This is a genomic window from Nocardia sp. NPDC060220, from assembly GCF_042727815.1.
Classification (GTDB): Bacteria; Actinomycetota; Actinomycetes; order Mycobacteriales; family Mycobacteriaceae; genus Nocardia.
Genome location: NZ_JBHWZY010000161.1, coordinates 1 through 10,382 on the forward strand (window position 1 = coordinate 1; position 10,382 = coordinate 10,382).

Annotated in this window: 11 protein-coding genes and 2 pseudogenes; 8 read left to right on the forward strand and 5 right to left on the reverse strand. The window is 67.8% G+C overall.

From position 1 onward, the window contains the following. Positions 1–255 (forward strand): annotated as a pseudogene (locus tag ACFWF3_RS11065) (alcohol dehydrogenase); the annotation flags it as partial. On the opposite strand, the gene ACFWF3_RS11070 reads toward ACFWF3_RS11065, so the two are convergent. Continuing rightward, positions 189–620, reverse strand: a complete 432-nt coding sequence (locus ACFWF3_RS11070; protein WP_379313506.1) for an iron chaperone — start codon at positions 618–620, stop codon at positions 189–191. The pseudogene ACFWF3_RS11065 and the gene ACFWF3_RS11070 sit on opposite strands and share 67 nt — an antisense overlap. Before the next feature lie 10 nt (positions 621–630). After that, entirely contained in the window at positions 631–1,308 is a 678-nt protein-coding gene (gene aztA, locus ACFWF3_RS11075; protein WP_379313508.1) for a zinc ABC transporter ATP-binding protein AztA, read from the reverse strand. On the opposite strand from aztA, the gene aztB reads away from it, so the two are divergent. The 3 genes from aztB to aztD all read left to right on the forward strand — a co-directional run bounded on the left by aztB (position 1,300) and on the right by aztD (position 5,671). Further along, on the forward strand, positions 1,300–3,459 hold the full coding sequence (gene aztB / locus ACFWF3_RS11080) for a zinc ABC transporter permease AztB (protein ID WP_379313509.1): 2,160 nt from the start codon (positions 1,300–1,302) through the stop codon (positions 3,457–3,459). The genes aztA and aztB overlap by 9 nt on opposite strands. A gap of 125 nt (positions 3,460–3,584) precedes the next feature. Beyond that, on the forward strand, positions 3,585–4,484 hold the full coding sequence (gene aztC / locus ACFWF3_RS11085; protein WP_379313517.1) for a zinc ABC transporter substrate-binding protein AztC: 900 nt from the start codon (positions 3,585–3,587) through the stop codon (positions 4,482–4,484). 26 nt (positions 4,485–4,510) lie between these two features. Continuing rightward, positions 4,511–5,671 carry a zinc metallochaperone AztD gene (gene aztD, locus ACFWF3_RS11090; protein WP_379313510.1) on the forward strand — a complete coding sequence of 387 codons (1,161 nt, stop codon included), beginning with the start codon at positions 4,511–4,513 and terminating at the stop codon, positions 5,669–5,671. 78 nt (positions 5,672–5,749) lie between these two features. Here the strand turns inward: aztD and ACFWF3_RS11095 are convergent, their stop codons facing one another. Continuing rightward, positions 5,750–6,946 (reverse strand): serine hydrolase domain-containing protein, encoded by a 1,197-nt coding sequence (locus ACFWF3_RS11095; RefSeq protein WP_379313511.1) that lies wholly within the window; start codon positions 6,944–6,946, stop codon positions 5,750–5,752. 39 nt (positions 6,947–6,985) lie between these two features. On the opposite strand from ACFWF3_RS11095, the gene ACFWF3_RS11100 reads away from it, so the two are divergent. Together ACFWF3_RS11100 and ACFWF3_RS11105 are read left to right on the forward strand one after the other, a co-directional pair. Next, positions 6,986–7,801: a serine hydrolase domain-containing protein gene (locus ACFWF3_RS11100; RefSeq protein WP_379313512.1), complete on the forward strand. Its 816-nt coding sequence runs from the start codon at positions 6,986–6,988 to the stop codon at positions 7,799–7,801. A gap of 103 nt (positions 7,802–7,904) precedes the next feature. After that, a complete protein-coding gene (locus tag ACFWF3_RS11105) occupies positions 7,905–8,441 on the forward strand; it encodes a DUF3145 domain-containing protein (protein ID WP_378996331.1) in 537 nt (178 codons plus the stop codon). A 47-nt stretch (positions 8,442–8,488) separates the two neighbouring features. Here ACFWF3_RS11105 and ACFWF3_RS11110 read toward each other — a convergent pair whose 3' ends face one another. Beyond that, a complete protein-coding gene (locus ACFWF3_RS11110; RefSeq protein ID WP_379313513.1) occupies positions 8,489–8,860 on the reverse strand; it encodes a nitroreductase family deazaflavin-dependent oxidoreductase in 372 nt (123 codons plus the stop codon). A 93-nt stretch (positions 8,861–8,953) separates the two neighbouring features. Here ACFWF3_RS11110 and ACFWF3_RS11115 point away from each other — a divergent pair, with 93 nt between their 5' ends. Next, entirely contained in the window at positions 8,954–9,607 is a 654-nt protein-coding gene (locus ACFWF3_RS11115; RefSeq protein ID WP_379313515.1) for a TetR/AcrR family transcriptional regulator, read from the forward strand. Between the two features lie 74 nt (positions 9,608–9,681). Beyond that, positions 9,682–10,092, forward strand: a complete 411-nt coding sequence (locus ACFWF3_RS11120) for a hypothetical protein (RefSeq protein ID WP_379313516.1) — start codon at positions 9,682–9,684, stop codon at positions 10,090–10,092. A gap of 38 nt (positions 10,093–10,130) precedes the next feature. Here the strand turns inward: ACFWF3_RS11120 and ACFWF3_RS11125 are convergent. Next, a pseudogene (locus ACFWF3_RS11125) lies at positions 10,131–10,382 on the reverse strand (ribonuclease Z); the annotation flags it as partial.

A 10,382-nucleotide genomic window follows, 5' to 3' on the forward strand; every position in this document is an offset into this window, starting at 1 on the left:
GATGCCGGCGACGTCAAGATGAACAGCTTCCTGCTGTCGATGTTGCAGAAGACGGTGAAGGGCACGATCTTCGGCGGCGGCAACGCTCGCCAGGACGCGCCGCGCCTGCTCTCGCTCTACAAGGCCGGCCAGCTCAATCTCGACGACATGGTCACGCGCAGCTACTCGCTCGAAGAGATCAACCAGGGCTACCAGGACATGCTGGACGGCAAGAACATCCGCGGCATCATCCGCTTCACCGAAGCCGACTGGTAGTCAGCTCTTGCCCGCCCGCCCGCCCGCTCGGCGAGGCGGACCGCGACCCGGGCGATCAGGTCGTACGGAATCGGTTCGCCGAGTGGGAATTTCAAGGTGCCACGACCCGAGTTGTAGGGCTCGACGGCTTTCTCGAGCGCCTCGTCCCCCTCGGGGACGGGGTACACGCTCACGTGGGACTTCCAGCCCGCGAAGAAGATGAACACCCGGCCGTCGATGGTGGCGGCCGGGATGGCGTAGCTGATCTTTTCGCCCGTGTCGGGCACCGCGCGGTGGATCGTTTCGCGGATCCGCTGCAGGACAGCGCGCTCCGACGGCGGTTGGGCCGCCAGATAGGCGTCGACGGAGTCGGGTTTCTCGGTCATGTCCTCGACTCTAGGCTCTGACCAGCACTTTCTCCGGATGACCCGCGGCCTTCAGTCGCCCGTCCTGCAGCAGCAGACAGTGGTCTGCCCGGCTCGCCTCGTCCAGGTCGTGGGTGGCCTGGACGACAGTCACACCTTCCGTGCTGATCTGCGTCAGAACCCGGGAGATCTCGGTCTGAGACGCCTCGTCCAAGCCCGCTGCCGGCTCGTCCAGCAGCAGTAGATCGGACTCCTGCGCCAAAGCCTGTGCGAGCAGGGCACGTTGGCGTTGACCGCCCGAGAGGGTGTCGAGCCGCCGGGTCGCCAGGTCGGCGAGCTCCATTCGTTCCAGACAGGTGCGCGCGATCTCGCGATCCGCGCGGGTGAGACGCCGCCACGGTCCGCGGTGCGCCCAGCGCCCCATCGCGACCACTTCTCGCACCGTGATCGGCAGCGTCGGCGGAATCGCCGTGTGTTGCACCACGAAGGCGGGTCGCCGGGTGGTGGACCGGTGCACCGTCCCCTCCTGTGCCGCCACGGTGCCGGCGAGAACGCCGAGCAGGGTCGATTTCCCCGAGCCGTTGGGTCCGACGATCGCGGTCACCTGCCCCCGCGGGATCGTGGCCGTCACCTCGTGGAGTACGGGCCGCCGGGCGTAACCGGCGGTCAGCCGCTCGATCCGGATTGCTGCGTCATCTGTGTGCTGCATCTCACCTCGATTGAAACGATAATCATTTTCAGTATATCGTCTCGCGCTATGGATTGGCTGTTCGCCCCGTTCGAGGTGGCTTTCGTGCAACGCGCGCTGTGGGGTGGGCTGCTCGTGTCGTGCGTATGTGCCCTCGCCGGGACCTGGGTGGTGGTGCGCGGCATGGCATTTCTCGGCGACGCGATGGCGCACGGGATGCTGCCCGGCGTCGCGGTCGCCGCCTTGCTCGGCGGGAACCTGATGATCGGCGCCGCGATCAGTTGCACCGCGATGGCCGCCGGAGTGTCGCTGCTCAGCCGTGGCAAGCGGTTCGCGCCGGATACCGCGATCGGGCTGTTGTTCGTCGGGATGCTCGCGACCGGGGTGATCATCGTGTCGCGGTCGCAGTCCTTCGCGGTGGATCTGACCGGGTTCCTGTTCGGTGATGTGCTCGCCGTGCGTGCCGTCGACCTGTGGTATCTCGTTGCGGCCCTTGGCGTCGCGCTGGTGGTGGCGGTGCTCGGACATCGCGCGTTCGTGGCGCTGACCTTCGATGCACGTAAGGCACACACCCTCGGCCTGCGTCCGAAGCCGGCGCACGCGGCGCTGGTGGGGTTGGTGACCCTGGCGATCGTGGCGTCGTTTCATGTCGTGGGGACGCTGCTGGTCTTCGGATTGCTGATCGCACCGCCCGCCGCCGCGGTGTTCTGGTCGAACCGGGTGCCGGTGGTGATGGCGATTGCCGCGTTGATCGGTGGGCTGTCCACCATAGGGGGACTGGTCATTTCGTGGCACGCGGGAACCGCGGCGGGGGCCACCATCGCGGCGGTGGCCGTCGGCGCGTTCTTCGTGTCCGCGCTCGTTTCCGCGGTGCGGGAACGGGTCGGTCGGGTGGGCGTGGTCGCGCTCGCCGCTGTGCCGTTGGTCGGCTGCGGGGCAACGGAGGTGCCGATCGTCGAGGAGACGGCGCCGCACGGGTTCGTCGCGGGCGCGGAGGAGATGAGCGAGGCTCAGACACGCGTGGTTGTCGCCGACGGGGCCGGGGCTGTACGGGTGATCGATCTGTCGAGTGGGGAGGTCACGACAGTTGCCGCCGGTTCGCCGGAAAGTGTTCGAGCGCAACCGCATTCGAGTGCACCAGGTGGTGCTGCGCCGTCACCGAGCAGTGGCGACCAGAAGGTGTCGACTGTGGGAGCGGTGGGGGACGGGCGTTTCGCGTACCTGAGTTCAGGTGGGTCTATCCAGGTCGTGGACAGCGGGGCGTGGACCGTCGACCACGGCGACCACCGGCACTACTACAAGGCCCCCGTGCGGGAGATCGGTGCGATTGCCGCGACCGACAGTGGTGCGACTACCGGGCCTGGCGCCGCAAGTGTTTCTCCCGCACCGGAAGGCGCCCGCGGGGTTGTCGGGGCGTACAGCGATGCTGCCGTCGCGTCGGTGGTGCTGGACTCCGGTGCGTCGATCTTGTTCGACCGTCCGGCGCTGGACGGCGGCGCCGTCCAGACGCAACGCCGCATCGAGGGCATCGCGGTGCCGTATGCCGAGCGGATCGTGGTGGCTGACAGCTCGGGTCGAGTCGAGGTGCGCGGGCGTGACGGCGCGGCCGGGCGAGTGCAGGCTGCCATGTGTCCGCAGCCGAGAGGGCAGGCCGTGACCAGGCGCGGAGTAGTTTTCGGCTGTGCCGACGGCGCGGTCGTGGTGGCGCAGCGCGAGGGCGAGGTCGTCGCCGAGAAGATTCCCTATCCGGCGCAGACTTCGGACCGGGCGAGCGCCTTCACCCACCGCCCCGGCAGCACCACCCTGACCGCGCTCGCGGGCCGCGATGGTGTGTGGACGCTCGACATCAGGAAGAAGACCTGGGCTCGTGTCGCGATCTCCGGCGCGGTCGCGGTGAACACCGCCGGTGAGGGATCGCCGCTGCTGGTGCTCACCCGCGATGGCGTGCTGCACGGCATCGACCCCGTCACCGGCACGGAGACGACGCGGACCGCGCTCCTCGCCGGACCCGTCGAAGGAGATCCGGTGATCAGTGTCGACCCGGAGCGCGCCTACATCAACGACTCTCGGGCGCGCACCGTCCACGAGATCGCCTACAACGACAATCTTCGCGTCGCGCGCACGTTCTCGCTGGACATCGCGCCCTCGCTGATGGTGGAGACCGGCCTGTGAAGCGCGCGCACATCTCTCACGTGCTCCCCTCGAGCCGACGGTGGGCAACTGCCGTGTCATCGATACCGTGGCGCCGCCGCGACATTCGTCGAATTACGGAGACGATCCGCCGCGCAGTCCCGCTCCTGTTCGCGGCTGCCCTGCTCGTGCCGCTGGTGAGTGCGTGCAACAGCGGAGCCGAGCGGTCCGGGATCGTGGTGACCACCAACATCCTCGGCGATCTGACCCGGGCCGTTGTCGGTGACACGGTGCCGGTGACGGTGCTGATGCAGGCGGGGGCCGATCCGCATTCGTTCGGTATTTCCGCACGTCGAGCCGCCGAGATCGAGCGAGCCGCGCTGGTGGTGCACAACGGGCTCGGGCTCGAGGAAGGCGTGGCCCGGCATGTGGGGGCTGCCGCCAGTGCCGGGGTTCCCACCCTCGCCGTGGCCGAGCGGGTGGATCCGATCACCTACACCTCCGATGAGTCAGCGGGACAACCCGATCCGCACTTCTGGACCGATCCGCGCCGGGTGCGCACGGCTGTCGAGGCGATCAGTACCGAGGTGCTCGCCCGGGTCGACGGCATCGACGCCGACACAGTGCGGGCGAACACGCAGCGCTACCTCGGCGAGGTCGACGAGCTGGACCGGTGGATGACCGATCGGTTCGCCGCCGTCCCGGCCGAGCGCAGGCAGCTGGTGACCGACCATCACGTCTTCGGTTATCTCGCACAGCGATTCGGATTCCGGGTGATCGGCGCGGTGATCCCCAGCGGCACCACCCTGGCCTCGCCGAGCGCCTCCGATCTCGACGACCTCGCGACCGCGATCAGGACCGCGGGCGTGCGCGCGATCTTCGCCGACTCCGCACAGCCCGATCGGCTGTCGCGTGTCCTCGCCGAACACACCGGGCTACAGGTGCAGGTGATCGCCCTGCACACCGAGTCGCTCACCGCGCCCGGTGGCGGCGCGGCCACCTATCTGGAGATGGCTCGCGCCAACACCGAGGCCATCGCCCGTGGTCTATCCGGGCCCAGCACGTAATGCACGCACAAGAGATGGAGCACTACATGAACAGGTCACGGACCACCACCATGGTGGCCCTGTCCGCGGCACTCGCCTCGGTGATGGCGCTGAGCGGTTGCGGCACAGCAGATTCCGGTCACGACCACCCGCACGCGCCGGGTGCCGAACCGATCGCCCTCACCTACGACGGCGGCATCTACGTCCTCGACGGCGCGTCACTGGCCCAGCGGGGCGAGGTGAAGATCGACGGCTACAACCGGCTCAACCCGGTCGGGGACGACGATCATCTGATGGTGTCGACCAAGGACGGCTTCCGCGTCTTCGACGCCTATGAGGCCGCGTTCACCGGAACCCAGTTCCCGGCAGCCAAGCCGGGCCACGTCGTCCGGCACGCGGGTAAGACGGTGCTGTTCGCCGACGGCTCCGGTGAGGTCACCGTCCTCGACACCGCGCAGGTCGACAACGGTAAGCCGACGGAGGTCTACAAGGCCGCCGCCCCGCACCACGGTGTCGCGATCGAGTTGAGCAACGGGAACATGGTGCTCACCCTCGGCACCGAGGACAAGCGGGTCGGCGTCGTCGCGCTCGACAAGGACCGCAAGGAGCTCACCCGCAACGAGGACTGCCCCGGTGTGCACGGCGAAGCGGCGGCCCAGGGCGAGGCGGTCGTGATCGGCTGCCAGACCGGCGCCGTCGTCTACCGCGACGGCAAGATCACCAAGGTCACCAGCCCCACCGCCTACGGGCGGATCGGCAACATGTCCGGCAGCGACGCGTCGCCGATCGTGCTCGGTGACTACAAGCAGGACAAAGACGCCGAACTCGAACGCCCGCAGCAGATTTCGCTGGTGAACACCGTCGACGGCACGCTGCGACTGGTCGATATCGGCACCAGCTACACCTTCCGTTCGCTGGCCCGCGGCCCGCAGGGTGAGGCGCTGGTGCTGGGCACCGACGGCAAGATCCACGTCATCGACCCCGTCGCGGGTGCGGTGGTTCGCACCATTCCCGTGATCGGCAGCTGGCAGGAGCCGCTCGACTGGCAGGTCGCCCGCCCGAACCTGTTCGTTCGCGACGGCGTCGCCTACGTGAGCGACCCCGCGTCCAAGCAGGTGCACCGTGTCGACCTGGCCGCCGGAAACATCACCGCCAGCGCCACTCTGGCCGCCACGCCGAACGAGCTGACCGGCGTCACCGCACACTGATCGAGGTCACCACGCTCGCCCGTGTTCGTTTCGGGGAACACCGGGCGAGCGTGGTGCTCGTCGGTTCGGATCGTGGACTCAGGCGGCGCACCGCACGACGACCTCGCGCAGGTTGCGGCTGCGCACATCGTCGAGAATCGCCATACCGAGGCGGTTCATGCTGTAGCCGAAGCCCACTCCGGTTGCCGGGTCGGCGAATCCGAAGGAGCCGCCCAGACCGGTGGTGCCGTACGCGCGTTTGTCCGAGCCGAAGCGGAACGTGCCGCGCGACTTGCGGAAACCGAGGTGGTAGCGGCTCTTGGTGTGCAGCACCAGGTCGTCGGCGGGCACATCGTCGGCGGTGTCGGCGGCGGCCAGCAGGTCGAGAACGTCCTCGCTGATCGGCAGCACACCGGTGCGGCCAGCGGCGGCGCCGTAGACCTTCGCCAGCGCGCGGGCATTACCGACGCCGTTCATGCCGGGCCATTCGATTTCTAGGAACTCCCGTCGCGCGGCGCGGGCGGGGGCGCCGGGGCGCGGATTGGTCAGGGCCGCATAGGAGTATCCGCGCTTGGCATAGACCTCACCGCCGATGCGCAGCGGCAGATCGCGCCACTCATAGCGCCAGATGTCCCAGCCCTTGGTCGCCGAGAGCTGGGCGACCCGGTCCATCGACTCGGTCTCGGGCAGTCCGATGAACAGATCGGCGCCGACCGGGGCGGCGATCTCCTCGGCGAAGAATCGCCCGAGACTTCGGCCCGCCGGATCCACCCGCCGCAGCAGTTCGCTCTGATACAGCCCCAGCGTGAGCGCGTGATAACCGTGCCGAGTGCCCGGCTCCCAGGCCGGCTTCTGCGCGGCCAGCAGCTCGCCGAGGGCGTCGCGGTCGACCAGTTCGCGCAGTTTCACGATCCGGTCCAGTCCCGACAGCCCGGCCTGATGGTCGATCAGCTGACGCACCGTGATGCGCTCCTTGCCGTGCGCGGCGAACTCCGGCCAGTACTTCGCCACCGGGGCCTCGTAGTCGAGCAGCCCCCGCGATACCGCCGCCGCGAGGGTGAACGCCGACATTCCCTTCGACGAGGAGAACACCGGCACGATCGTGTCGCGCTCCCAGGCCACCTCGCGCTTGCGGTCGCGATGGCCTGCCCACAGGTCGACCAGGGGTTGGTCACCGGAGTAGACGGCGACGGCGGCGCCGATCTCGCCGTGCTCGGTGAAGTTGCGGCGGAAGGCGTCGGCGACGGGGCCGAAACCGGCCGCCACGTCGCCGTGGATCGATGGTGCGGGACTCATGGTGTCCACGATCGTAGCCGCGTCTCGTACGCTGCCGATATGCGATCGTTGCAGCAGGTTCAGCACTGGCCGGTCGAGAACGCCGCCGCCGCCGTCGTCACCGCAGGCACGGTGTCGAGCATCGGCGACACCGAACGGGTGTTCCGGCTGGCCTCGGTCACCAAACCGCTCGTCGCCTACGCCACCCTCGTGGCGCTCGAGGAAGGTGCGGTCGAACTCGACCAACCGGCGGGTCCGCCCGGTTCGACCGTGCGGCATCTGCTGGCCCACACCTCGGGCGTCGCGTTCGCCACGCCCGAAGTTCTCGCCGCACCAGGGGCCCGGCGTATCTACTCGAGCGCGGGCTTCGAACTGCTCGCCGATTTCCTCACCGAGCACACCGGGATCGAATTCCCGCAGTATCTGCGCGAGGCGGTTTTCGAGCCGCTCGGTATGCGCACGGCGGTCCTCGACGGTTCCGCCGGCCATGCGGGCAGTGCCTCCCTCGCCGACCTCACGCTATTCGCCGCCGAGTTGCTGACACCTCAATTGATATCTCAGCAAACTGTGGACGACGCGACCTCGGTGCAATTCCCCGACCGCAACGGAGTCCTGCCCGGATACGGCTCCCAGCGCCCCAACGACTGGGGATTGGGATTCGAAATCCGCGACGGGAAAACCCCGCACTGGACGGGGACAACCAATTCCGCCCGCACCTACGGGCACTTCGGGCAGTCCGGCACGTTCCTCTGGGTCGATCCGGAAATCGGAGTGGCGACAATCGCGTTGAGCGACGAGAATTTCGGGGACTGGGCCAGAGCGGCGTGGCCGAAATTCAGCGATTCCGTTATCGCAGAGACACATAACACGCAGTAAAGTAACACGCGCAACACCGCACACTTCAGTACACTCGTGCCACGCCAGACCACGACGGGCCGTTGGGGAAGACGTTCCTTGTCGAGGCTGGAGGTGTTGGTAAGTGCGCGCATCGAGTCAGTTCGCTGACGCGACGGCGGGTGTGGTCTACATCCACTCATCGCCCGCCGCGTTGTGCCCTCACGTGGAATGGGCGCTGTCCACCGCGCTGTCGTCCCCCGCGAAATTGCGCTGGAACACCCAACCGGCCGACGGACAACTCCGCGCCAGCAGCGACTGGGTCGGCCCCGTCGGCACCGCGGCCCGGATAGCCCAATCATTGCGCACCTGGCCTGTACTCCGTTTCGAAGTCACCGAGGACCCCAGCGAAGGCGTCGACGGCGAACGCTACAGCTTCGTCCCCGCCCTCGGCCTCTGGCACGGATCCACCGGCGCCAACGGTGACGTGATGCTGGGCGAGATGCGATTACGCGCCTTACTCCAAGCCGCCAAAGAACTGGACGTCCACGGAACCTTCGACCTCTCCACCGAACTCGACCGAGCATTGGGCGCACCCTGGGACGAGGATCTCGAGGCGTTCCGTCAAGGGACCGACAACGTCGGCGCGGAAGTCACCTGGCTGCGACGGGATGTGGGCTGAACCCTGAACCGTGCGCCGCGGCGTTCATCGTGACCGGCCGGTCGAGGTCAGTCGGCGAGGTCCATGCGGAGGAACTCGGTGATGCGGAGGAGTTTCGGTGGGCGGGGGATCTCCGGGGGAAGTGCCTGGAACGCTTCGTCTCTGCCGACGACGCGGGGTGCGGTGAGGGCTACTTCCCGGCCGTCCTTGCGGAGTTGCGCGGTGCCGGCGGCCAGGATGTTCTGCACCCAGTCCGAGGCTGATCCGTAGACGAGGACGAACAGGTAGCCGCCGTCGACGGGGTGGGCGTCGAGTGGGGTGCGATAGGTCTTTCCCGAGGAGCGGCCGGTGTGGGTGAGGACCGGCCATTTTCCGCCTGCGACAGCGCGGGGGTTGAAGACGCGCTTGTTGATGTGGCCCCACCAAATCGGCATAGGCATTAGGTGCTCCCTTGTTCGGGTCGGTGTGACTTACACATGTAAGGCTGACTTACACCTGTAAGGTTGTCAACACTTCGTCACCGAGGAGGTCCCATGCCTGTACGGCAACCGCTCAGCCGCGATCGTGTGCTGGAGGCCGCGATCCGGGTCGCTGACCGTGGGGGAGTGGAGGCCATCACGATGCGGCGGGTGGCGCAGGAGCTGGGCGTGGAGGCGATGTCGCTCTACAACCACGTGCCGAACAAGGACGCGATGCTCGACGGGGTCGTCGACGCGGTGTTCGCGGCGATCGAGTTGCCGAAGTCGGGCAGTGCGCAGTGGCGGGAGGCGATCCGCGACAGGGCCTGTTCGGCGCGTTCGGTACTGGCGCGACACAGCTGGGCGCTCGGGCTGATGGATTCCCGCCGGAATCCCGGATCGGCGACGCTGCGTCATCACGACGCTGTTCTCGGAGTTCTTCGCGAGGCCGGGTTCTCGCTGCCGATGGCCGCGCACGCGGTCTCGCTGATCGACAGCTACGTCGGCGGGTTCGTCCTGCAGGAGGCGAACCTGCCCGTGTCTGTGCCTGCCGACGTCGAGGAAGTCGCGGGCGGCATCCTCGCGAACCTTCCGGCAGGCGAGTTGCCGTATCTCACCGAGATGATCGTCGACCACGCACTGCGACCGGGGTACGACTACTCGAGCGAGTTCGGTTTCGGTCTGGATCTGATCCTGGATGGGCTCGAAGCGCGCCGAGCTTCGCGCTGAGGCGCCAGCCCCCGATTGCTGGGGCACCGCCGTCCTTGTTTCGAAATCCTCTGTGGTGCAGCATCAAACATGTGATGAACAGACGAATTTCTGGAGCCATCCTCGCCGCGTCAGCCGCGGTTGTCGCCTTCGGTCCCGGCGCGCCCGCAAGCGCGGCGACCCCGTTCGTAGCGCCCGAGATCAGCTTCGCCGGTACCGCGGCGGGCACCGTCACCGCCACCCTGCGCAACCCGAACGACCGGGGGCAGTGCTGGGCCGAAGCGGGCGTCGGTCCCGAGAACAACCACGTGTTCTTCGGTGACAGCGCCCCGGAATCGCTGGCCGACCCCGGCAAGACGGTCGTGACCTCGCTCGACGGTCTCGAGCCCGGCACCACGATCACCGCCCGCGGTGGCTGCGTCAACGGCGCCGAGTTCGCGTTCTCCGAGTTGGTCACGGTCACCGTACCGGCCGCGACGCCCTCGACCGGAAGTTTCGGCTTCTAGGTTCGCTGACAGCCGCGGCCGGTGTGCCGCGGCTGTCCTCACTCGCCTGTGCGTCGCGGCGGGAGGGCGACACGGTCGAGATCGTGGGCGAGGACGGCGCCGGGGAAGTCTGCCTGCTCGATGAACAGGTGGTCCTCGCTTTCGGTGTAGCGCTCCGAGAAATGAGTCAGAACAAGGGTTTTCACACCGCAGGAACGCGCGACCTCGCCCGCCTGACGCGCCGTGAGATGGCCGCGTTCGTGCGCCTGATCCGTCTCCGAGTCGAGGAAGGTGGACTCGATGATCAGCAT

Bases quoted from the DNA above. Each gene is read 5' to 3' on its own strand.
- ACFWF3_RS11070 (WP_379313506.1), bottom strand. From the start codon at position 620: ATGACCGAGAAACCCGACTCCGTCGACGCCTATCTGGCGGCCCAACCG.
- aztA (WP_379313508.1), bottom strand. From the start codon at position 1,308: ATGCAGCACACAGATGACGCAGCAATCCGGATCGAGCGGCTGACCGCC.
- aztD (WP_379313510.1), top strand. From the start codon at position 4,511: ATGAACAGGTCACGGACCACCACCATGGTGGCCCTGTCCGCGGCACTC.
- ACFWF3_RS11095 (WP_379313511.1), bottom strand. From the start codon at position 6,946: ATGAGTCCCGCACCATCGATCCACGGCGACGTGGCGGCCGGTTTCGGC.
- ACFWF3_RS11100 (WP_379313512.1), top strand. From the start codon at position 6,986: ATGCGATCGTTGCAGCAGGTTCAGCACTGGCCGGTCGAGAACGCCGCC.
- ACFWF3_RS11110 (WP_379313513.1), bottom strand. From the start codon at position 8,860: ATGCCTATGCCGATTTGGTGGGGCCACATCAACAAGCGCGTCTTCAAC.
- ACFWF3_RS11115 (WP_379313515.1), top strand. From the start codon at position 8,954: ATGCCTGTACGGCAACCGCTCAGCCGCGATCGTGTGCTGGAGGCCGCG.
- ACFWF3_RS11120 (WP_379313516.1), top strand. From the start codon at position 9,682: ATGAACAGACGAATTTCTGGAGCCATCCTCGCCGCGTCAGCCGCGGTT.